The sequence below is a fragment of the Mycobacterium sp. NGS56 genome (assembly GCF_059812425.1).
The window spans coordinates 376187-398634 of sequence record NZ_JCALCQ010000003.1; the positions used below are offsets into that span (position 1 = coordinate 376187).

General features: G+C 68.5%; 19 protein-coding genes and 1 pseudogene. 7 read left to right on the forward strand and 13 right to left on the reverse strand.

The annotated features are described in order from the left end of the window. Positions 1-10: 10 nt before the first annotated feature. Positions 11-1543 (reverse strand): amidohydrolase, encoded by a 1533-nt coding sequence (locus AC5Y4F_RS11910; protein WP_499997074.1) that lies wholly within the window; start codon positions 1541-1543, stop codon positions 11-13. A gap of 153 nt (positions 1544-1696) precedes the next feature. Further along, positions 1697-2227: an FxsA family protein gene (locus tag AC5Y4F_RS11915; protein ID WP_499996852.1), complete on the reverse strand. Its 531-nt coding sequence runs from the start codon at positions 2225-2227 to the stop codon at positions 1697-1699. Positions 2228-2299: 72 nt separating this feature from the next. Here AC5Y4F_RS11915 and AC5Y4F_RS11920 point away from each other — a divergent pair, with 72 nt between their 5' ends. After that, on the forward strand, positions 2300-3007 hold the full coding sequence (locus tag AC5Y4F_RS11920; protein ID WP_067930977.1) for a dienelactone hydrolase family protein: 708 nt from the start codon (positions 2300-2302) through the stop codon (positions 3005-3007). 4 nt (positions 3008-3011) lie between these two features. On the opposite strand, the gene AC5Y4F_RS11925 is transcribed toward AC5Y4F_RS11920, so the two are convergent. Genes AC5Y4F_RS11925 through AC5Y4F_RS11940 form a run of 4 tightly spaced genes read right to left on the reverse strand, consistent with a single transcriptional unit; the run spans position 3012 to position 8560 of the window. Further along, positions 3012-3875: a type 1 glutamine amidotransferase domain-containing protein gene (locus AC5Y4F_RS11925; protein WP_499996855.1), complete on the reverse strand. Its 864-nt coding sequence runs from the start codon at positions 3873-3875 to the stop codon at positions 3012-3014. 13 nt (positions 3876-3888) lie between these two features. Beyond that, entirely contained in the window at positions 3889-4278 is a 390-nt protein-coding gene (locus AC5Y4F_RS11930; protein ID WP_067930982.1) for a PPOX class F420-dependent oxidoreductase, read from the reverse strand. A 31-nt stretch (positions 4279-4309) separates the two neighbouring features. Beyond that, on the reverse strand, positions 4310-7885 hold the full coding sequence (cobN, locus tag AC5Y4F_RS11935; RefSeq protein WP_499996857.1) for a cobaltochelatase subunit CobN: 3576 nt from the start codon (positions 7883-7885) through the stop codon (positions 4310-4312). Positions 7886-7888: 3 nt separating this feature from the next. Next, positions 7889-8560: an alpha/beta hydrolase family protein gene (locus AC5Y4F_RS11940; protein WP_067930988.1), complete on the reverse strand. Its 672-nt coding sequence runs from the start codon at positions 8558-8560 to the stop codon at positions 7889-7891. 115 nt (positions 8561-8675) lie between these two features. On the opposite strand from AC5Y4F_RS11940, the gene cobG reads away from it, so the two are divergent. The 3 genes from cobG to AC5Y4F_RS11955 are packed head-to-tail and all read left to right on the forward strand — an operon-like array spanning position 8676 to position 11929. After that, positions 8676-9782 (forward strand): precorrin-3B synthase, encoded by a 1107-nt coding sequence (cobG, locus tag AC5Y4F_RS11945; RefSeq protein WP_067930991.1) that lies wholly within the window; start codon positions 8676-8678, stop codon positions 9780-9782. A 45-nt stretch (positions 9783-9827) separates the two neighbouring features. Continuing rightward, the gene (locus AC5Y4F_RS11950; RefSeq protein WP_067930994.1) at positions 9828-10454 is read left to right on the forward strand and encodes a precorrin-8X methylmutase; all 627 of its coding nucleotides are present in this window, start codon (positions 9828-9830) and stop codon (positions 10452-10454) included. After that, entirely contained in the window at positions 10451-11929 is a 1479-nt protein-coding gene (locus tag AC5Y4F_RS11955; RefSeq protein ID WP_499996859.1) for a precorrin-2 C(20)-methyltransferase, read from the forward strand. The genes AC5Y4F_RS11950 and AC5Y4F_RS11955 overlap by 4 nt, the downstream gene beginning before the upstream one ends. A gap of 65 nt (positions 11930-11994) precedes the next feature. On the opposite strand, the gene AC5Y4F_RS11960 is transcribed toward AC5Y4F_RS11955, so the two are convergent. Then, entirely contained in the window at positions 11995-13542 is a 1548-nt protein-coding gene (locus AC5Y4F_RS11960) for a PPE family protein (RefSeq protein ID WP_499996863.1), read from the reverse strand. Between the two features lie 167 nt (positions 13543-13709). Between AC5Y4F_RS11960 and AC5Y4F_RS11965 the strand changes: the two are divergent. Together AC5Y4F_RS11965 and sigC are read left to right on the forward strand one after the other, a co-directional pair. Further along, positions 13710-14402, forward strand: a pseudogene (locus AC5Y4F_RS11965) (DUF2275 domain-containing protein); the annotation flags it as partial. Positions 14403-14516: 114 nt separating this feature from the next. Then, the gene (gene sigC, locus AC5Y4F_RS11970) at positions 14517-15071 is read left to right on the forward strand and encodes an RNA polymerase sigma factor SigC (protein WP_231986314.1); all 555 of its coding nucleotides are present in this window, start codon (positions 14517-14519) and stop codon (positions 15069-15071) included. Here sigC and AC5Y4F_RS11975 read toward each other — a convergent pair. Genes AC5Y4F_RS11975 through AC5Y4F_RS11990 form a run of 4 tightly spaced genes read right to left on the reverse strand, consistent with a single transcriptional unit; the run spans position 15060 to position 18502 of the window. Then, positions 15060-15788: a cobalt-precorrin-6A reductase gene (locus AC5Y4F_RS11975; protein ID WP_067932624.1), complete on the reverse strand. Its 729-nt coding sequence runs from the start codon at positions 15786-15788 to the stop codon at positions 15060-15062. The genes sigC and AC5Y4F_RS11975 overlap by 12 nt on opposite strands. Continuing rightward, entirely contained in the window at positions 15788-16543 is a 756-nt protein-coding gene (gene cobM, locus AC5Y4F_RS11980; RefSeq protein ID WP_067932622.1) for a precorrin-4 C(11)-methyltransferase, read from the reverse strand. Before cobM ends, AC5Y4F_RS11975 begins: the two co-directional genes overlap by 1 nt. After that, positions 16540-17706: a bifunctional cobalt-precorrin-7 (C(5))-methyltransferase/cobalt-precorrin-6B (C(15))-methyltransferase gene (locus AC5Y4F_RS11985; protein WP_067932620.1), complete on the reverse strand. Its 1167-nt coding sequence runs from the start codon at positions 17704-17706 to the stop codon at positions 16540-16542. Before AC5Y4F_RS11985 ends, cobM begins: the two co-directional genes overlap by 4 nt. Positions 17707-17752: 46 nt before the next feature. Further along, positions 17753-18502, reverse strand: coding sequence for an SDR family NAD(P)-dependent oxidoreductase (locus tag AC5Y4F_RS11990; RefSeq protein ID WP_067932618.1), 750 nt, complete (start codon positions 18500-18502; stop codon positions 17753-17755). Positions 18503-18537: 35 nt separating this feature from the next. Here AC5Y4F_RS11990 and AC5Y4F_RS11995 point away from each other — a divergent pair, with 35 nt between their 5' ends. After that, positions 18538-18948, forward strand: a complete 411-nt coding sequence (locus tag AC5Y4F_RS11995) for a F420-dependent biliverdin reductase (protein ID WP_067932616.1) — start codon at positions 18538-18540, stop codon at positions 18946-18948. A gap of 10 nt (positions 18949-18958) precedes the next feature. Here the strand turns inward: AC5Y4F_RS11995 and AC5Y4F_RS12000 are convergent, their stop codons facing one another. Continuing rightward, on the reverse strand, positions 18959-21229 hold the full coding sequence (locus AC5Y4F_RS12000) for an alpha/beta hydrolase-fold protein (RefSeq protein WP_499996868.1): 2271 nt from the start codon (positions 21227-21229) through the stop codon (positions 18959-18961). Positions 21230-21264: 35 nt separating this feature from the next. After that, complete coding sequence (locus tag AC5Y4F_RS12005) at positions 21265-22392, reverse strand: M24 family metallopeptidase (RefSeq protein ID WP_499996871.1); 1128 nt, start codon at positions 22390-22392, stop codon at positions 21265-21267. Between the last annotated feature and the right edge of the window lie 56 nt (positions 22393-22448).

The following is a 22448-nucleotide window of genomic DNA, read 5'->3' on the forward strand; positions in this document are numbered from 1 at the left end:
CGACCAATGCCTAGCCATGGATGGCAGCGCCCCGATGCACCGTCCGCCGGCACCGGGGCAGGACGTCGCCGGGGCGCAATCGTGGCAGCGCAGGCACCCGTGAACGCGGGTCGGTCGACCAGCGCTGAACGGTGTCACGCGGGGCGTGCACCTCCAGGTCGCCGGCATCCCAGACGACGTACGAGGCCGGCGCTCCCGGCACCAGGGTGCCCGTCTTGCCGTCGCGGACACCGGCCGCCCGCCAACCGCCGCGGGTGGCGGCGGCGAACGCGGCCCGCGGCGAGACCCCGCTGCCGGGGGTGTGGTGGTTGACCGCTGCGCGCACGCTCACCCACGGATCGAAATCCGTGACCGGAGCGTCGGAACCTAGCGCGAGGGGCACGCCTTGGGATGCTAACAGCGCAAAGGGGTTGAGCCGACTGCCTCGCCGGGCACCGAGCCGCTGCGCATACATGCCGTCGACGCCGCCCCACAGCGCATCGAAATTGGGCTGCACACTGGCGATGACGCCCCACTGGCCCAGCTTGGCGGCCTGTTCCTCGCTGACCATCTCGACGTGCTCGAGGCGGTGCCCGCAGCGTGCGACCGCGACCGGTCCGAGGTCGGCGACAACGCGCTCGAGGGCACTGACCACCGTCGCGACCGCAGCGTCCCCGATGACGTGGAACCCGGCGGTGACTTCGGCCAGGGTGCATGCCCGCACGTGTGCCTCGACGGCATCGGAATCCAGATAGCAGTTTCCGGTGCGGTCCAGCGCATCCGCATAAGGCTCGCGCAGCCAGGCGGTCCGCGACCCCAGTGCTCCGTCGACGAACAGGTCACCGGCCAGCCCGCGGGCTCCGGTCGCCGCCATCAGCTCGCGGGCCTGGCTGGGGCTGCTCACCGCCTCGCCCCAATAACCGATCACCTCGACGCCGCGATCGAGGGCCCGCAACTGCAGCCAGTCGTCGATACCGCCGATCTCGGGACCGGCGCATTCGTGCACCGCGACGATGCCGGCCGCCGCGGCGGACCGCAATGCCGCGGTACGGGCTTCGGCGAGCTGTTCGGCCGTCAGCAGGCCTCGGGCAACGGCTCGCACCTGGTGATGTGCGTCGCCGGCCAGCGGCCCGTCGGCGCTGAAACCCGCTGCCGCCGGAAGTCGTCCCGCCAGCCGTCGCAGCCCCGTCGATGCGAGCGCCGAGTGCACGTCCACGCGGGCCAGATAAACGGGCCGGTCACCGACAACGGCGTCCAGGTCACCGGTGCCGGGCGGAGCGTTCTCCGGCCACGACGTTTCATCCCAGCCATGCCCCCACACCGGCCGGCCGGGGTGCGCGGCGGCGTAGTCGGCGACCATCTGCAGGCATTGCGCATACGAGGCCGCCGAACGCAGGTCCAGCCCGGTGAGCGTCAGCCCGGTGGCGGTGAGATGGATGTGGCTGTCGACGAACCCCGGCGCCACGAAACCACCCTGGAGGTCCTCGACAGCGGCGTCGGGAAACATGCGGCGGCCGACCTCGTCACCGCCCAGCCACGCCACGACGCCGTCGCGGATGGCCATAGCGGTCGCGTCCGGTTGGGCCGGGCTGTGCACCCGCCCGTTGACCAGCAGGACCACCGGTGCGGGGTTAACGGTCACGATCGGTCACAGGCCAAAACTACGTGCACGGGTCCGGGGGGCGATAACGGTGATCAGATGGTCGCGCGCGCCGCGTCAGCGTCCGTCGAATCGCTGCGGCCGCGCCGGCGCCTCGACGTCGCGGACATCGATGACCTCGCCGTCGATGTACTCGCCGCGTCCAGCGGCCGAGTAAGCCTCGCCGGGATATGCGGGTGGGTAAGGCTCCGCGCGGAGGGTGTTCGCGTAACTGAGTCCCGGCACCTGGCGGCGCAACTTGCGCATCGCCATGGCGCTCAACCCGGGCACGACGGCCGACCGTACCGGCGGGATGAGCAGCAACAGGCCCAGCGCCGTGCTCACCAAGCCGGGCACCAGAACGAGGAGCGCCGCCAGACTGACCAGCGCACCGTCGCCGACCGCAGCGCGTTGTCCGGCCAGGCCCGAGCGCAGCTGCCCGATCCGGCGGATGAGGTGCGAACCCGCCAACGGGACCACGATCCCCCAGCCGAGCATGAAAGTGGCCAACATCGCCAGCAGGGTCCAGCCCCATCCGATCGTCGAAACCAACGCGAAGATCACCATGAGTTCGACGACGGCGTAGATCAGCAACAGCCGCGACACCATGACAGACCAACGTCCGCGGACTACGGCTAGTTCCCATGGTGCTCGCGGACGTGATTGCAGTTAGATGACGCTATGACGACGATTCAGATCGAAACCCCCGACGGACCGATCGATGCGTTACTGAGCACACCTTCGGGGCAAGGTCCGTGGCCGGGTGTGGTGGTGATCCATGATGCGATCGGCTACGGGCGAGACAAGCAGTCGATCAACGACCGCATCGCCGCGGCGGGTTATCTGGCGCTCACCCCAAATATGTATGCCCGCGGCGGCCGCATCCGCTGCATCTCCCGCGTCATGAAGGAGCTGCAGACCCAGCGCGGCCGCGCCCTCGATGACATCCTCGCCGCGCGCGATCACCTGAAGGCAATGCCCGAATGTTCCGGCCAGGTCGGCATCGCGGGTTTCTGCATGGGCGGCCAATTCGCTCTTGTCATGTCGCCCAAGGGTTTCGGCGCCTCCGCACCGTTCTACGGCGCTCCCCTGCCCCGCAACCTCGACAAGACGCTCGACGGCGCATGCCCGGTGGTGGCCAGTTTCGGCGGCCGCGACCCGCTGGGCCGGGGCGCACCCGAAAAACTGAACAAGACCCTAGCCGCCAAGAACATCACCTCCGATGTGAAGACATACCCGGGCGTCGGGCACAGCTTCGCCAACGAGCTGCCCGGCCAACCCCTGCTTCGCATAGCGGGTTTCGGCTATGACCGGGAGGCCACCGAGGACGCGTGGCAACGGGTGTTCGCGTTCTTCGGCGAGCATCTGGGAACGGACGCCGCACCGTAGTCGGCTAGCGCGCCGCGTTCAGCTTCTGCGACAGCGCCGTTGCGAACGTGTGGGTATCGCCGGGCCAGCGCGCCGACATGTAGTCGCCGTCGTCGACGACGAATGCGGGCCGCGAGTCGGTCGGCGTATCGCGCGCAATTCCCGAGGTTTTCAGCCGCCAGTTCGGTGATCCGCGGGTGACGTCACGGAAATCGGTGGGATCTTCAAGCGCGCGGGTGACTTCCGACTGCACCGACATGTACCCGCCGGGTTGGCCCGGTTCCTCGATATAGGTCCGGTAGTAGTCGCGATCCCAGAACCGGGTGAATTGCGTGAGGCGCCAGGCCAACCGCTCCATTGCCCACGTCAAGGCCGTGGTCTTGCGTCCGTACAGGACGGAACGGCCGGTTTCGGGATCGATGCTGCGCGCGGCGAGAAGTACCCCGTGACAGATGGCCCCGACCGGCAGCCCCCGGGTGAAGGCCTGCACGACCAGCCGGTGCAGGATGTCGCTGTCGATGTAGCCGCGCATCCCGCGGGCGCGGTGGCCCCCCGGCAACAGCAGCCCGTCGATGCCGTCGAGGGTGGCGTGCGCCCACGTGATCGGATGTTGAAACTCCTTGGAGCGCACCATGTCCCGATAGGCATTGCGGCCGATCTTGTTGGCCCGCAGCGCCAGCCCGATCAACGGAATCGCGCCCAGGAGGGGCAGCGCGGACCAGAGGTCCAATCCGCGCCCCGTCACCATGATGTCGTCGGCCGCGCCGGGCGCGCCGGTCTCGGTCGCGAAGACCACACGGTGGCCGCTTCGCGTCAACACCTTCCAGCTGACCGCGACCTCGGTCGGGTCGAAGTCGCGGTCCGGGATCGGGATGAGGACAGTGGCCACGGCGCCTCGGCGGTTACGCCACCTTCAGTTCGAGTCCGACGTTGTTGTCCATGCCGCCGCGCAACTTGCTGAAGAAGTTGAACACCTTGCCCAGGACGCCGTAGCGCTTGCCGATCGCGTCGTAGACGGCAGCCGTTTCCGACTTGTCGAGGATGGCCGCAGTTCCCTCGACGGCCTCGCTGGTGGGCCGGCCGTTCATGGTGCAGGTGGCCAGCGTGACCCGTGGAGTGTTCCGGATCCGCTTGACCTTCCACGACTTTTCCTGGGTGATGACGAGCAGTCGGTCTCCGCGCTGTTTGTCCAGGGCCGCCCAGATGGGCGTCGGCTTCGGCTTGCCGTCCTTCGTGAACGTGGTCAGCAGGATGTACTGGCTCTTGGCAAGGTCGGCGAAGGTCGGTGTCACGGTGTCAACCTACGCCGCGCTTGGGCCGAAGTCAGCCTTCGAGGTCGCCCTCGGTTTCCAGCAGCGCCTGCCGGAGCCCGTCCAGCGTTTCCGGTTGCGGCGCCTCCCACATGCCGCGCCCGGCCGCTTCGAGCAGCCGTTCGGCCATGCCGTGCAGGGCCCAGGGATTCGATTCCGACATGAATTTCCGGTTCTCCGGGTCCAGGACGTAACGCTCGGTGAGTTGTTCGTACATCCAGTCGGCCATCACCCCGGCCGTCGCGTCGTAGCCGAACAGGTAGTCGACGGTGGCCGCCATCTCGAAGGCGCCCTTGTACCCGTGCCGCCGCATCGCCGTCATCCAGCGTGGATTGACGACGCGCGCGCGGAATACCCGGGTGGTCTCCTCTGACAGGGTGCGGGTGCGGATCGCGTCGGGGCGGGTGTTGTCGCCGATGTAGGCGGCGGGGGCCTGCCCGGTCAGCGCACGCACCGTAGCCACCATGCCGCCGTGGTATTGGAAATAGTCGTCGGAGTCGGCGATGTCGTGTTCGCGGGTGTCGGTGTTCTTGGCGGCCACCGCAATACGGCGGTACTGCCGGTTCATGTCGTCGACAGCCTCGCGGCCGTCCAGGTCACGGCCGTAGGCGAAGCCGCCCCACGCGGTGTACACGGCGGCGAGGTCGGCGTCGTCGCGCCAGTTGCGGCTGTCGATCAGCTGCAGCAATCCGGCGCCGTACGTGCCGGGCTTGGAGCCGAAAATCCTTGTGGTGGAGCGGCGTTGGTCGCCATGCTGGGCCAGGTCGGCCTGGACGTGCGCACGGACGTAGTTCTCCTCGGCCGGCTCGTCGCGGTCGGCGACCAGTCGCACCGCGTCGTCGAGCATCGTCACGACATGCGGGAAGGCGTCGCGGAAAAACCCCGAGATCCGCACCGTCACATCGATGCGGGGGCGGCCCAGCTCGGCCAGCGGGATCGGCGCCAGGTCGACGACGCGCCGCGATGCGTCGTCCCATACCGGCCGGACGCCGAGCAGGGCAAGGACTTCGGCGATGTCGTCACCCGCGGTGCGCATGGCCGAGGTGCCCCACACCGACAGGCCGACGGATTGCGGCCACTGCCCGTGATCGTCGCGGTACCGGGTCAACAGTGAATCAGCAAGCGCGACACCGGCTTCCCAGGCCAGGCGGGACGGTACCGCTTTGGGGTCGACGGAGTAGAAGTTGCGCCCGGTGGGCAGCACGTTGACCAGGCCGCGCAGCGGTGAGCCGGACGGGCCGGCCGGGATGAATCGGCCGTCGAGGGCGCGCAACACCTGCTCGATCTCAGCGGCGGTGCCGGCGAGCCTTGGCACCACTTCGGTGGCGGCGAATCGCAGCACCGCGGCGACGTCGGGGTCCTCGGAAATCCGTTCGGCCGCGTCGGCGTCCCAGCCCGTCGCCTGCAAAGCGGCGACCAGCTCGCGGGCCACGACCTCGGTTTGATCTACCCTGACCCGCTCGTCGGTGCCGTCCTCGGCCAGGCCCAGCGCCTGCCGCAGGCCGGGCAGGGTGTGCTCGCCGCCGAACAGTTGGCGTGCCCGAAGGATCGCCAGCACCAGGTCCAGTTCGGCTTCTCCCGTTGGTTTTTGGCCCAGGATGTGCAACCCGTCGCGAATCTGAACATCTTTGATCTCACACAGCCAGCCATCGACGTGCAGCAGCATGTCGTCGAATGAGTCTTCTTCGGGTCGTTCGGTCAGGCCAAGATCGTGGTCCATCTTCGCGGCCCGCATGAGCGTCCAGATCTGCTGGCGGATGGCGGGCAGTTTGGCCGGATCCAAGGCGGCGACGTTGGCGTGCTCGTCGAGCAACTGCTCCAAACGCGCGATGTCGCCATAGGATTCGGCGCGCGCCATCGGCGGGATGAGATGGTCGACGAGGACGGCGTGCGCGCGCCTTTTGGCCTGCGTGCCCTCACCCGGATCGTTGACCAGGAACGGGTAGATCAACGGCAGGTTGCCCAGGGCGGCGTCGGGCCCGCACGCCGCCGACATGCCCAGTGTCTTGCCGGGCAGCCATTCCAGGTTGCCGTGCTTACCCAGATGCAGAACTGCGTGCGATCCGAAGCCGGCGTCCAGCCAGTGATAGGCGGCCAAGTAGTGGTGGCTAGGCGGCAGGTCCGGGTCGTGATAGATGGCGACCGGGTTCTCCCCGAAGCCGCGGGGCGGCTGCACCATCAGCACCAGGTTATCCGATTGGATTGCGGCGATGACGATTTCGCCGTCGGGATCGTTGCTGCGGTCCACGAAGAGATTCCCGGGCGCCGGGCCCCAGTGCTCGGTCACGGCGTCGGTGAACTCGGTGGGCAGCGTGTCGAACCATTCGCGGTAGTCCTTGGCGGACACCCGGATCGGGTTGCCGGCGAGCTGGCCTTCGCTGAGCCAGTCGGGGTCTTGGCCGCCCCGTTCGATCAGCGCGTGGATCAGCGCGTCCCCGTCACCGGCCTCGACACCAGGCAGGTCGCCCACCCGGTAGCCGTGATCGCGCATCGCCTGCAGCAGCGCGACGGCGCTTGCCGGGGTGTCCAATCCGACCGCGTTGCCGATGCGGGCGTGCTTGGTGGGATAGGCCGAGAACACTACGGCTACGCGCTTATCCGCTGGGGCGACATGGCGCAGCCGCGCGTGGCGCACCGCCAATCCCGCGACCCGGGCGCAGCGTTCCGGGTCGGCGACATAGGAGATCAGCCCGTCTTCGTCGATCTCCTTGAAGGAGAACGGAACCGTGATGATGCGGCCGTCGAACTCGGGTACCGCCACCTGACTGGCCACGTCAAGCGGACTCAGGCCATCGTCGTTCGCGTGCCACTGAGCACGCGGGCTGGTCAAGCACAGTCCTTGCAGGATCGGAATATCGAGGGCGGCAAGGTGTTCGACGTTCCAACTGTCATCGTCGCCGCCGGCGGATACCGTGGCCGGCTTCAACCCTCCGGCCGCCAGGACGGTGACCACCATGGCGTCGGCGTCGCCGAGCCGTTGCAGCAGTCCGGATTCGGCGGTGCGCAGCGATGCACAGTAGATCGGCATCGGCCGCGCGCCGGCGGCCTCGATGGCCCGGCACAGCGCCTCGACGTAGCCGGTGTTGCCGGCCAGGTGCTGGGCGCGGTAGTACAGCACGGCGATCGTCGGGCCGTCGATATCGGTGGCGTTCGGCCGCCGCAGCTCTCCCCACGTCGGCGTCACGACCGGCGGGGCAAACCCGAACCCTGTCATCAGCACGGTGTCCGAGAGGAAGGCGTGCAGCTGGTGCAGGTTGTCCACGCCGCCGTGGGCCAGATAGATGTGTGCCTGCACCGCGATGCCGGCCGCCAGCGTGGACAGACCGGTCAACTCGGCGTCGGCGGCCTGTTCGCCGCTGACCAAAACCGTGGGCACCCCGGTGGCGATCACCGTGTCGATGCCGCTTTGCCAGGCCCGGTAGCCACCGAGGATCCGCACCACCACGATGGCGACGTCGGCCAGCAGGCCGGGCAGCTCGTCTTCCGAGACCCGCGACGGGTTGGCCCACCGATAGTTCTTGCCACTGGATCGGGCGCTGATCAGGTCCGTATCGGACGTCGACAGCAGCAGGATGGTCGGCTCAGCCACCCATCATTCGTACCGCAGTGTCGCCGCGATCCGGGCGGCGACCTCTGCACCCACCTCTCGCGCGTGTTCGCTCGTTCCCGGGACGTACCGGTCCGCGGCGGGATCGTAATCGGCGCCGGCGATCGACCCGTGATCTGCCGCCAGCTCCACCACGTCAACCGGCCAACCGATCTTGCTCAGGCGGGCCGCGAATTCGCGGCTGGCCCTTACCGGCACCGCGTCATCGTTCACGCCGTGCAGCAAGGTGAACGGGCCAGCGATATGGTCGGCCGACAGCAGGTCGGTCAAGACCCGACCGGAGAAGGGGTCGGGGGCCATGAACGCACCGGCCAGACAAACCGTGTGTCTGATCGCAATATCGAATTGACTCTGGTTCAGGGTGACTCCGGCTGCGGCCGCGCCCCCTAAAGACCAACCGACGAGCACGATGCCGTCGTCGGCGCGCTTGCGGGTGAACTCGAGCGATCCCAACAGGTCGGCCCGTCCGCCGTCTTCGGCGTGGGAATTCCAGTCCGGCGCCACCACGACGGCACCGTACGTCGCGAGCATGCCGGCCAGCGGTCCGACCGCGGCGCGGGCGTTGGTCTGCATGCCATGCCAGACCAGGACGGTGTGTTGCGCCGAATCGCCGAAGACATCGGCGAACCGTCCCGGGGCGTACTCGACCGTCTCCACGGGCACGAGTGTGCCCGCACGGCGGAGCCTTCAATCCTCGAGTGATCAGCCGGCGGCTCTCTCGGGTTCACGTCTGGGCGGCCATCGTCTTCGACTGGGGCCGTACCGTGGACGGGTGGCCAGGACGCGCGAGACGGACGCATGCCCGGGTGCGCTGCAGGTGCATCAGGCGGCCGACGGCGCGTTAGCCCGGATACGGCTACCCGGCGGCATGCTCACGGCCGGTCAACTGGCCGCGCTGGCCGCCGTCAGCAGTCAGTCAGGTTCGGGAACGCTCGAACTGACCGCCCGGGGCAACGTTCAGTTACGCGGGCTGACCGACGTCACCGCGGTCGCCGAGGCGCTCGCGGCCGTGGGGCTGTTGCCGTCCATGACGCATGAGCGGGTCCGCAACATCGTGGCGTCACCGCTGTCGGGGCGCTGCGGCGGCAACCTCGACGTGCGGCGCTGGGTCACAGAGCTGGACGCCGCGATCTGCGGCGAGCCCAGGCTCGCCGAGCTGGGCGGCCGGTTCTGGTTCAGCCTGGACGACGGCCGCGCCGACGTGTCGGGGCTGCGTGCCGATGTCGGCGTCCACGCGTTCGCCGAGGGCTGCGCGCTGTTGCTCGCCGGACGCGACAGCGGTGTGCGGCTGGCGGCCGGCGAGGTGGTCGAAACGCTGGTCAGTATCGCCCTGCGGTTCGTCGACATCCGCGGAACGGCTTGGCGTGTCCAGGAATTGGATGACGTTCGGCAGCTGCTACCTACTGCCGAGCCGCGCACCACCGCTTTTCCGGCCGTCACCAAGGCGCCGGTGGGCTGGATCGACCAGGACTGCCCCGGTCAGCAAGGCCGGGTGGCACTGGGCGCAGCGGTGCCGCTGGGTGTGCTGCCGGCACGCGTTGCTGAGTACCTGGCTGCGATCGAGGCGCCGTTGGTGATCACGCCGTGGCGCTCGGTGCTGGTGTGTGACCTCAGTGAAGAGGTGGCCGATATCGCGCTCCGGGTGCTGGCGCCCTTGGGCCTGGTGTTCGACGAGAACTCGCCCTGGCTCAGCGTCAGCGCCTGCACCGGCAGCCCCGGCTGCGCGCGCTCGGCCGCCGACGTGCGGGCCGACGCCGCGCAGTCGCTGGGTGCCGACTCGGCGGTGCACCGGCATTTCGTCGGTTGCGACCGGGCGTGCGGCAGTCCGCTCGCCGGTGAGGTGCTGGTGGCTACGCCAGACGGGTACCGACGGCTGTAGCCGGGCGCAGCTGGTCGGTACGCCGACAAGCTTTAGGGTGAGCGAGTGCTCGACTACATTCGCGACGCGGCGGAGATCTATCGCCGGTCGTTTGCGACGATCCGTGCCGAAGCCGACCTGGCGCGATTCCCGGCCGCTGTGGCACAGGTGGTGGTGCGGTTGATCCACACCTGCGGCCAGGTCGACGTCGCCGAGCACATCGCGTTCACCGACGACGTCGTCGAACGGGTCGGTACGGCCCTGCGCAGCGGCGCTCCCGTGCTGTGCGACTCGTCGATGGTGGCCGCCGGGATCACCACCGCACGATTGCCGGCCGACAACCAGGTGGTCTCGCTGGTGGCCGATCCGCGGGCGGTTGAGTTGGCCGCACGACGGCAGACGACCCGCTCCGCGGCCGCGGTGGAGCTGTGGGCAGACCGGCTGCCCGGCGCCGTGCTGGCGATCGGCAACGCCCCGACCGCGTTATTCCGGCTGCTCGAGCTGATCGACGACGGAGTTGCCCCACCGGCCGGGGTGCTGGGTGGGCCGGTGGGGTTCGTCGGGTCGGCGCAGTCCAAACAGGAGCTCGTCGACAACCCGCGCGGAACGTCGTATCTGGTGGTGCGGGGCCGTCGTGGGGGCAGTGCGATGGCCGCCGCCGCCGTCAACGCGATCGCGAGCGATCGAGAGTGACCGCCCGCGGCACGCTATGGGGCGTCGGGTTGGGGCCCGGTGATCCGGAATTGGTGACCGTCAAGGCCGCCCGGGTGATTGGCGAGGCCGACGTGGTGGCCTATCACAGCGCCCGGCACGGTCGCAGCATCGCCCGCGGTATCGCCGAACCCTATCTACGGCCGGGACAGATCGAAGAGCACCTGGTCTACCCCGTCACCACCGAGACGACCGACCATCCTGGCGGCTATTCCGGCGCGATCGAGGATTTCTACGTCGAGGCCACCAAGCGCATCGCGGCGCACCTCGACGCCGGCCGCAATGTGGCCCTGCTGGCCGAGGGTGATCCGCTGTTCTACAGCTCCTACATGCATCTGCACACCAGGCTGACCGAGCGGTTCGACGCGGTCATCGTGCCCGGCGTCACCTCGGTGAGCGCGGCCTCGGCGGCCATCGCCACACCGTTGGTGGCCGGCGACGAGGTGCTGTCGGTGCTGCCGGGCACCTTGCCGGTCGACGAGCTGACCCGTCGGCTCGCCGACGCCGACGCCGCCGTCGTGCTCAAGCTCGGGCGCTCGTATCACGCTGTGCGGGAAGCGCTTTCGGCATCTGGACAGCTTGACGACGCGTTTTACGTGGAGCGGGCCAGCACCTCCACCCAGCGCATCTTGCCCGCAGCCGACGTCGACGAGGCCGGCGTTCCGTACTTTGCGCTGGCCATATTGCCGGGCGGCCAGCGTGGACGGCGCACGCCGGCCACCGGACGCGTCACGGTGGTGGGCTTGGGCCCCGGCGACATGGACTGGATGACGCCGCAGACCCGGCGCGAGCTTGCCGCGGCGACCGACCTGATCGGCTACGGCCGCTACTTGGACCGCGTGCCGGCTCGCGACGGCCAGCAGCGCCACGCCAGCGACAACCGCGACGAGCCCGAACGGGCTCGGTTGGCATGCGCGCTGGCCGAGCAGGGTCGTGCCGTGGCGGTGGTTTCGTCGGGTGACCCGGGCGTGTTCGCGATGGCGACCGCGGTGCTGGAAGAGGCCAAGGAATGGCCGGGTGTGCAAGTCCGGGTGATTCCGGCGATGACCGCCGCCCAAGCGGTGGCCAGCCGGGTCGGCGCCCCGCTGGGGCACGACTATGCGGTGATCTCCCTGTCCGACCGCCTCAAGCCGTGGGAAGTGATCTGCGCGCGACTGCAGGCCGCCGCGGCCGCCGACCTGGTGCTGGCGATCTACAACCCTGCTTCCAAGACGCGAACCTGGCAGGTCGGCGCGATGCGCGACATATTGCTGGACCACCGCGAACCCGGCACTCCGGTGGTGATCGGCCGCAACGTGTCCGGCCCCGACGAGGACGTCCGGGTGGTCCGGTTGGTCGATCTCAATCCCAGCGAAATCGACATGCGCTGCCTGCTGATCGTCGGTTCGTCGCAAACCCAGTGGTACTCACACGATTCCACCGACCGGGTCTTCACACCGCGGCGCTACCGGGCCTGAAACAGGCTCATCCTGACTGCCTTACTCCTCCTCACCCCGCTCCGCGGGCCGCATCGTCGCAAGGCTCAGCCGCGATCCCAGGTGCTCGGCATCATCGGCACGGTCGGGCCGTCGCTCAATCCGTCGCGGGTCAGCGTCGCCAACCCCGCGGCTTGCGCGGCATCGGATTTGGCTGCGACACCGGCGAATCCGAGCGGCCCCGCGCCCACATCGGAAGCCGGAGGGGACCCGTCGAGGTCGAGGTCCATGTACTCGTAGCGGTAGGCGTGGTCTTTGGCTTCTGCCCCGCGACGTCGACGTCTGCGCAACCGCTCAGCGGCCGATGCCGCGGTGGCGGCCGGTTCCTCGGCGTCGTCGAGCGCCGGCTCTTCCGACTTCCTGCGCGCGCGGCTGCTAGCACTACTGCTTGACGACAATCCCGCCAGGCCGACCGCGTACTGGATGTCGGTCATGCCGGCGCCGACACCATCCGTGATGCCCGGACCGAAGCCGGCGCCCGGACCGCCGCCGGCCGGGCCGCCACCGGACGCCGTGGCCGCACTTGGCGCCGGGCTGGAAACCGTGGCACTGCTCGCGTTTGCCGGGGTACCGGCGGACATCGTCGGCGTCGGAGCCGGCGTGGCACCCATCGGAGCCGGCGGTGCCGTCGGCAACGGCACGCTTACCGGCGGCGCAACGCCGGCGGCACTCACAGCACCAGCGACGGCCGCGGCAATGCCGGCACCGGCAGCTGCGGCGACCGGAACGACGAGTAGCAGGGCAGGGGCCAGCAGTGCCGCCGTCTCAACCGCTTGTACCAAGGGCCACACGAGCATCAACGAGTGAAAGGTGAACCAGGCCAGCGCTGTCGCCAGCGCCGGGGTCATGCCGGGGATGTTCATCAGCTGAGCGGCCAGCCCGTTGGCAAAGGAAACGGCGTCAATCGGCCAGCCGTCGGGGTATATCTCCTTCCCGAGCGGCCAAAGGACGTTTTGGGTGAAATCGGAGAGTTCTTGCGCAAGCTGGTCCTGCCATGAGGTGGGCGGCGGAGTGTCGGAAGCGGTATCGGTTGCCGCTGCCTGGACCTCGCCGCCCGGAGTGACTATCTGGGGCGCGGGCGTCGTCGCCGGAACCGCCGCCAGCGCGGATTCGCTTACGGCCTGGTAGGTGGTCATCGTCGTGGCGGCTTGCACCCACATGCGTGCGTAGTCGGCCTCGTTCACCGCGATCGGGATGGTGTTGATGCCGAAGAAGTTCGTCGCGACCAGCGTCGCGTGTGTCGCGTGATTGGCCACGAGCTCGGGGATCGTCGGCATCGCGGCCAGCGCCGCCGTGTACGCGCCTGCGGCCGTCTCATGTAGCGCCGCGGCGGTCGTGCTCTTGGTGGAGTTCTCCACCAGCCAGGTCAGATAAGGGGCATGCGCCGCCACGTACTGCTCGGCGCTCGGCCCTTGCCATGCGCCACCCTGCGTGGCGCTCAGGAGTGCGCTGAGCTCTTCCGCCGCCTCGGCGTATTGGGCGCCCATCGAAGACCACGTCGCCGCGGCGGCGAGCAGCGGCCCAGGTCCCGGACCGCTGCTGAGCAAGGTCGAGTGCACTTCGGGCGGAAAGGCGATCCAGATGGGGGCGGTCATCGTCGAAAGCCATCGGGCAAGGACACGAACACCTCTTCGGTCAACGTCATGGGGCGGCGGGCTGGGGATGCTTGCGTCCAGTGGTCGGTTCAACGCACGGTTTAGTTCCCGGTATTTGTTTTCACGTGCTCTTTGCGCGCTCGCCGGCCATGCGCAACGATGCAGGGATGCGGTGTGAGGTTGCGCGGGAAGCGCTGTCGGCTCGATTGGACGGCGAGCGTCCCCAGGTACTCGCGCAGCAAATCGATGCCCATCTCGAATCCTGCCGCAGCTGCCGCTCCTGGCTGATCGGTGCGGCGGCGCAGACGCGCCGGCTGGCCTCGGTGAACCCCGGCGACGGGCCCGACCTGGTCGACAAGATCATGGCCAGCATCGGCGAGCAACCGACCGGACACCAGGCTCGGATGCGCTGGCTGCGAACGCACTACCGGCGGTGGGGCCTGATCGGCGTGGGCCTTTTCCAGGTCGCTATTGCCGCCGCTCAGATCAGCGGCATCGATTTCGGCATGGTATCCGGTCATATGCACGGCGCGATGTCCGGCGAGCATCTGATGCACGAGTCGACGGCGTGGTTACTGGCGTTGGGGCTGGCCATGATCGCCGCCGGCGTCTGGCCCGCCTCCGCCTCGGGGGTGGCGGCGATCACCGGTGTGTATTCCGTTGCGCTGCTGGGTTATGTCATCGTCGACGCCTTCGACGGCGAGGTAACCGCAACCCGCATCGCCAGCCACATGCCCCTGTTGCTGGGCCTCGCGTTCGCGTTACTGGTGGCGCGCGAACGGGTGGGCTTGCACCGCCGGCGCGGCTCCGATTCTTCGGACGACGCCGACTTCCCCGCGTGGGTGGCGGAATCGCCCGGTAATCGGCGGCGTGGGCACTTGCGGCCGATCAATCACACGGCCAGCGACCCCACGGCATCGTCTACGACGACCCGTCGTAGGATCGGAACACCCGCACAACGAAGGTGGTTGGGCATGACCGCGCTGAGTGACGACGAGACCGTAACCGAACTCGCGTTGTCAGCCGCCCGCGGGAACTCGCGAGCGCTCGAGTCGTTCATCAAAGCCACCCAACAAGACGTGTGGCGGTTCGTCGCCTATCTGTCCGATACGGGCAACGCCGACGATCTGACCCAAGAGACCTTCCTGCGCGCCATCGGCGCCATCGAGCGATTCTCCGGGCGCTCCAGCGCGCGGACCTGGCTGCTCTCGATCGCCCGCCGCGTCGTGGCCGACCACATTCGCCATCTGCAATCGCGGCCTCGCGCCGCGCTGGGTGCCGATCCTGAGCACGTGGGGCGCGGGGACCATCACGCCCGCGGATTCGAGGATCTGGTCGAGGTGACGACGATGATCGCTACCCTCAATGCCGAACAGCGCGAAGCGCTTTTGCTCACCCAGCTGCTTGGCCTGCCCTACGCTGACGCGGCCGCGGTCTGCGGCTGCCCGGTGGGCACCATCCGCTCACGTGTCGCGCGCGCCCGCGATGCGCTGTTGGCCGATGGCGAGCGCGGCCACCTAACCGGCTAGCGCGCCGACCCATTCCGCTGCCTCGCGCACGGTGGCGGCGGTCAACGCCCCGGCGGGTAGCGGCGGCCGCGCCACCATCACCACCGAAACATCGAGCGCCGCAGCGGCATCCAGTTTCGCGCGGGTCATGTCCCCGCCGCTGTTCTTGGTGACCAGTGCATCGATGCGATGGGCGCGCAACAGCGCCAACTCGTCGTCGTAACGATACGGTCCGCGGGAGAGCACGACCCGGTGATGGCGGGGCAGCGTCGACGCATCCGGGTCGGTGACCGCTCGGATTAGAAACCAAGCGTCGCTGTCGGCGAAGGCCCGCACGCCCGATCGGCCGGTGGTGAGAAATATTCGGGAATACCCTTGCCGGGCAACGGTTTCAGCGGCGACGGCGTCTGACTCGACGACGATGGCGGTGCCGGGATCCCAGGCCGGACGGGCCAGGATCAGATGCGGGATCGCCAGTTCGCCGCACGCGGTGGCGGCGTGCGCCGTCATGGTCGCCGCGAAGGGATGGGTGGCGTCGACGACGGCGCCGATGTGTTCGTCGCGCAGCCAGCGTCGTAACCCGTCGACGCCGCCGAAGCCGCCGATGCGTACGGGGCCGACCGGCAGGGCCGGATCCGGAACGCGACCGGCCAGGGAGCTGATGATGTCGACCCGCGGGTGCAGGGCATTCGCCAGGGCGCGCGCCTCGCCGGTGCCGCCGAGCAGCAGGACGCGCATCAATGCCTGCTCCCCCGGGCTCGCCCGGTCGAGTACAAGTAGCTGTCGGTGAATCCCCCCGCGGTCAACGCGTCGCCGACGACGATGACCGCGGTCTTGGTGATGGCGGCCTGATGCATTTGTCCGGCGATGTCGGCGAGCGTGCCGCGCAGCACCGCCTCTTGCGGCCAGCTCGCGAAAGCCACCACAGCTGCTGGCGTTTCGGGTCGATAGCCGCCTTCGAGAAGTTGCGGGACGATGGCATCGATTTGGGCGGCGGCCAGGTGCAGGACGAGGGTCGCACCGGATTGGGCCAAAGTCTTCAGGTCTTCACCGGGCGGCATCGCCGTCGACAGCGTTGCCACCCGGGTCAGCGTCACCGTCTGCGCCACCCCGGGAACGGTGAGCTCGCGCTTCAGCGCGGCCGCCGCGGCGGCGAATGCTGGTACGCCAGGTACGATTTCGTAGTCGATACCCAGGTCGTCGAGTCGTCGACACTGCTCGGCCAGCGCGCTGAAGAGCGATGGATCACCGGAATGCAGCCGAGCCACATCCCGTCCGGCGGCGTTCGCCTCGCTGAGCTCGGTGACGATCTGCTCTAACGTCAGCGGCCCGGTGTCAACGACTTTCGTGTCGGGCGGGCATAACGCCAATAGGTCGTCGGGCATGATCGAACCTGCGTACAGGCATACTCGGCATGTTTGCAGGAGTCGCTGGCCGCGCACGGTGATGAGGTCGGCAGCGCCCGGGCCGGCTCCGATGAAATACACCGTCACTTGCTCACCACCCACTGGGTGACCGGATACTGCGGGCGCCAGCCGGTGAAGGCGCCCAGCGGCTCGCCTTGATAGTGCTGAAAACGTCGCAGCCGGCCGCCCAGGCGCTGATACGCTTGCGCCAAAACGACTTCCGACTCGGTCGTGACCACGTTGGCGACGAGTCGCCCGCCGGAAGGCAGGTTATCCCAGCATGCGTCGAGCAGGCCGGGCTGGGTCACCCCGCCTCCGATGAAGATCGCCGACGGCGGTTCGGCGCCGTCGAACGCGTCGGGGGCGTCGCCACGCACATCGATGCTGACGCCGAAAGCCTCGGCATTGAGTTCGAGGTTGCCGCGTCGTCCGTCATCCCGCTCGAATACCACTGCACTGCAACCTCGCCCACTCAGGCACCACTCGACACTGATGCTGCCCGAGCCGGCTCCGACGTCCCACAACCGCTCCCCCGGCCGCGGGCCCAGGGCGGCCAGTGTCACCGCGCGGATGCCTTGTTTGGTGATCTGCCCGTCATGCGTGAACGCGTCGTCGGGCAATGGTGACACGCGTTCGTCGGGCAGGTAGCGCACGGCAATCACGTTGAGGTCGTCAAGGTCTTTGTCCTCGGCCCAGTCGCGGGCGGCCCCGTCGCGACGGTGCTCGTCTGGGGCGCCGAGGCGTTCGAGAACGGTGAACTCGGAATCGCCACGACCATGGGTGGTCAGTAGGGCGGCGAGTTCGTGCGGGGTCGATTTGCTTTGCGACAGCACGATCGCTTGGCCGCCGCGGCGGACCGCGGTATGCGGCTGCGCGGTGACCAGACTGATCACCTCGGTGTCGTGGACGTTCCAGCCCATTCGCGCGCACGCCAGCGTCACCGACGACACGTGCGGTAGCACCCTGACGTTGTCGCGGCCGTGCAGGCGGATCAGGGTGCTTCCGATGCCGTGCAGCAGCGGGTCGCCGCTGGCCACCACGTGCACGTCGTCGGTGTGCTCGTCGAGCAACGTTTCCAGCGCGGGCAACATCGGCGACGGCCACTGCCGCCGAGGCGCCGGCACCGTGTCATCAAGCAGGTCGAGTTGACGCTTGGATCCGTAAATGACTGTAGCTCTTCGGAGTTCGGTGCGCGACGCTTCGCCGAGTCCGGCCACGCCGTCGGCGCCGATGCCGACCACGACGATCATGTGCACTGCTCCTGACCGCTTCGCAGTGCATCGTCAGCGGCCCGGATCATCGCGGCATCCTGCGCCAGATGAATTGGGGTAGCAGTCGCATCACGGCTGCCGCAGGCCCCAGCGCCCACGGGATCCACACCGCGCGGCGACCTTTGGCGAGCGCACGCGCGGTCGCGGCGGCCACCTGCGCGGGCGTGCTCGCCAGCGGCGCGGGGGTCATGCCCTCCGTCATACGGCCGATGACGAATCCGGGCCGAGCGATCAGCAGCCGAACCCCGGTGCCATGCAGAACGTCGGCCAGGCCGCTGGCGAAGCCGTCCAGGCCGGCCTTGGCCGAGCCGTAGACGTAGTTGGCGCGGCGCACGCGTGCCCCAGCGATCGAGGAGAACACCACCAGTCGGCCTTGGTCGGCGTTGCGCATGGCGGTGGCCAGGTGGGTGAGCAAGCTGACCTGGGCGAGGTAGTCGGTGTGCACGACGGCGACCGCGTGCGCGGCGTCCGTTTCGGCGCGGGCCTGATCGCCCAGGATTCCGAACGCCAGCACCGCGGTGCCGATGGGGCCGTACTCGGCGACGAGCGAGGCGACCAGCGGGCCGTGGGAGGCCAGGTCGTCGGCGTCGAATTCTCTGGTGTCGACCGCAGCGGCGCCGGCGGCTTTGAGGGCACTGACCTGGTCATCCAGCCGGTCGGCCCGACGGGCGGCCAGCACCACCGTGGCGCCCGGCGCCAGGAGGCGCGCCAGCTCGATCCCGATCTCGCTGCGACCACCCAGGATTAGTACTGGACCTGCGCCCGTGTCGTCCACGGCTGCGATTATCACCTGCGCTAGCGTTGGCGGTGATGGCGAATACCACTACCCGGCTCACCGACGACGCGTTGGCGTTCCTGTCCGAACGGCATCTGGCCATGCTGACCACGCTGCGAGCCGACAATTCGCCGCATGTGGTGGCGGTCGGTTTCACCTTCGATCCCAAAACCCACATTGCCCGGGTCATCACCACCGGGGGTTCGCAGAAGGCCGTCAACGCCGATCGCGGCGGAGTGGCCGTGCTCAGCCAGGTCGATGGCGCGCGGTGGCTGTCGTTAGAGGGCCGGTCCAAGGTCAACAACAACGGCGACGCGGTGCGCGACGCCGAGCTGCGATACGCCCAGCGCTACCGCACGCCGCGACCCAATCCACGGCGCGTCGTCATCGAGGTTCAGGTCGAGCGGGTCCTGGGGTCGTCAGATCTTTTGGATCGCGGCCAGTAGCGAGCCTTACTCATTCATCAACAGCCGCTCGCGCCATCAACGTGATGCGGTGACGTCCGGGCGACACCGTGACGGTCGGCCCGGCCGGTTCCCCGTCGAGCTGCACGTCAACCGTGGCGGGCAAGCCACCGAGCATGATCCGGGCGGCGACGTCGGTTGCCACCGTGATGGTCGAGGTCGGCAACGCGGCCAGCCCGGCACGCGCGATATCGACCCGCAGACTGGCTACCCCGTTCAGGCGCAACGTCAGATACGGCAGCGGGTCGACGGGCCGTCCCACCTGCCAGTCCAGTTCGCTGTACAGCCCGGGCGTCGGCTCGAGGTGCGGGATGAATCCGCGCTGGTGCCGGACGGTGTGCGCGGGGTCCGGCCGCGCGTACGAGCGCGCATCGACTTCCGCGATGGCCCCGCGCCGCGCGGTCACCTCGGGATCGGCGGCCAGCTCCGACAACCACCACACCTGGTGCGGCCCGATACCCAGATCGGCGCGCACCAGCTGCGGGTACCAGGCGAACGTGATGTGTCCCGGATCCGCTTGGCGCAGAGCGGTTCCCATGTGGGAGATCGGATCCTCGAATTCGTCCTGAAACACCCAGGCGATGTGATCCTCGAGGGGGTAGACACCGAACCGGTGGCGGTAACCCAACCGGTCCAGTTCCAGCACCTGCTCGGCGGCCGAGGCGAACGGCACCAGTTCGTCAAGTAGCCCATGGGCGATGACGTACGGCAGCCATCGGGCATTCACCAGCAGCTTCCAGGTGTCACCCTCACGGGCACAGGGCGAGTCCGGGTCGAGGTCGGCGGGGAGGTCGACGTGGGGTAGCAGCCGGACACCGCACGTCGGCGGCCCCGCCAGCACCACCGCCTGCGAGAACACCTGCGGGTAGCTCAGCCCCAGCTTGTACGTCGCGTACCCGCCCATCGAATAGCCGGAGATCACAGTGCGATTGGGATCGGTACCCAGTTGTTCGGCGACTCGCGCCCATACTTCCCAGACATCGAGCTCGCCGGTGTCGAAATACCAGGTGGATGGTCCCCGCGCCAACGGCGTGACCACGACCGAGTCGCGGCCATCGCACATCTCGTGCAACAGTCGCGGGTCGATCGCGGCGAACTGGCTCTGGCCGAGTGAAAGCGAGTGCAGCAGCAACGTCAGCGGCAGCGTGCGACCCGGGGCGTAGCTCGACGGCAAACAGATCGAATACGGTTGCACCCGGCCGAGGAATTGCGGCTTGGTACTCAGGATGTCGTTGGCGGCCCAACCTTGTTCCAGGCCCTGACCGAGTTCGATCGAAGACACGTACCACCTGCTGGACGGCCCGGTGATCACCGGCTCGGGAGTGGTTTCGCGGGCCGCCAGCTGAGCCCACAGCACAGTCACCGCGAACTCGGAGACATCGCCATGTGTCAGGGCGGCGGCCTGGGCGGCATCCGACCAGAAGTTCAGATGCGGCGGCTCTTGGTCGTTGGTGCGGAATGCCACGTTGTAGACGTTGGGTTGGCCGGGCAGCGCGCCGTGCAGGGCAGGCACGTCGGCGAAACCATCCCCCGCGGCGTTGGCCAGCCCGGCGACCAGGCGGACCGTCCAGCTTCCAGTGGGTTCCGCCAGCGACCGCGGGACCTGCGCCACGAACGACCGCGACTGCATGTCGATGCTGTGCGCGACGGCCGTCCTGGCCTGGGTGGTCAGGTCGATCAGCGCGGCGCCACTCCCAGAAATCAGCAGGCCCATGTCAATGCCCTTCGAGCGCACGCCGGCTCCTGCGGGCCACTTTTCGTCCGACGTTCGGGCGGGGTCGGTGTCGAAGGTGAACAGCGCAATGGGCACCGAGGCGTCCAGCAGGGTGTTCCAGTCGATTCGCCACCACGTGTGAGTCTCGCCAAGGCCGATGCCGACGCGGAAGATGTCGGCGCCGTTGCCGGCCGCCGGCCCGTCGGGGTAGACGTAGGTTCCGCGCGGGGGCGCCTGAATCTTCAGATCGCCGACCGGGATGCCGGTCGCGCCGTGGTCGTCGTAGAGGAAGTCGGTCCAGAACAAGGCACCGTCGGCCACTCGGCCAGCGCCACACGTGCGCGGGAATTGTTCGCCAAACGGCCATCCCGCAGGCGTGGGCAGTTTGGGCTCTGGGCGCCGCGCTGCCGGCGGCACCCCTTCGGGCATCCCGTCGACCACGATGAGTTCAGCCGGCGGAGCGGGTGCCGGTGTGGCGGGGTGTAAGACCGCGTCGACGACGTGGCGTGCGATGCGAATCGGAAGCAGCGGGAGATCCAGGATTGACACCATCCCCAAGCTACGCGGAGGCAGGGTCGCGCCGGTTACCCCACCGGCACCACGATCAGTTCGTGCGGGCGGCTGTTGACGGCTAGGGCACCATCCGCGGTCACGACGACGATGTCCTCGATGCGAGCGCCCCATCGGCCCGGGAAATAGATCCCCGGCTCGATCGAAAACGCCATGCCCTCGACCAGCGGCAAGCGGTTTCCGGCGACGATGTAGGGCTCTTCGTGCACCGACAGCCCGATACCGTGGCCGGTCCGGTGCACGAAATACTCAGCAAGTCCTTCGGCGGCCAACACGTCGCGGGCGGCGGCGTCGATCTGTTCGGCTGTCACGCCCGGGCGTACCGCATCAACTGCCGCACGCTGGGCGCGTTGCAGCACCGAATATTGTTGAGCTACTTCTGGATTCGGCTCGCCAATGCTGTAGGTGCGCGTGCAATCGGAATTGTAACCGGGTTCATAAGACCCGCCGATATCGACGACGACGATGTCTCCGACCTGCAGTTCGCGATCCGAATACCCGTGGTGCGGGTCGGCACCGTGCGGCCCGGAGCCGACGATGATGAATGCCACCTCCGAATGCCCTTCGTCCACAATGGCTTTCGCGATGTCAGCGGCGACGTCGGCCTCGGTGCGGCCTGGGACCAGCAACTCCGGCACCCGGGCGTGCACCCGATCGATCGCCGCACCGGCCTTGCGTAACGCGTCGACCTCGCATTCTTCCTTGACCATTCGCAGCGTGCGCAACACGTCGGTGGCCAGCATCGGCAGCACACCGAGCACACCGGCCAGCGGCAGCAGGTGCAACGCCGGCATGGCATCGGTGACGGCGGTCGCGGCGGGGGTACCGCCCAACGCGGAACCCACCAGATCGTACGGATTGTCGCCGTCGACCCAATCCCGCACCGCCAGTCCGAGTTCGGCGATGGCAGACCCCTTGAGCGAGGCCAACTCCAGCCGCGGCACCACCACCGTCGGATCGCCCGACGCGGGCAACACCAGCGCGGTGAACCGCTCTAACGTCTGCGCACGCGACCCGACGAGATAGCGCAGGTCATACCCCGGCGTGATGACCAGCCCGGCCAGACCTTCCTTGGCGGCCGCGGCGGCCGCCGTCGCCAGCCGGCGTTCGTATACTGCGGCGTCGAAGCGGTGAGACTGCATGGCAGCCAGGCTAATGCGCAATCCCGCATCGACTCGCCGCGACGTGAGACCATAAC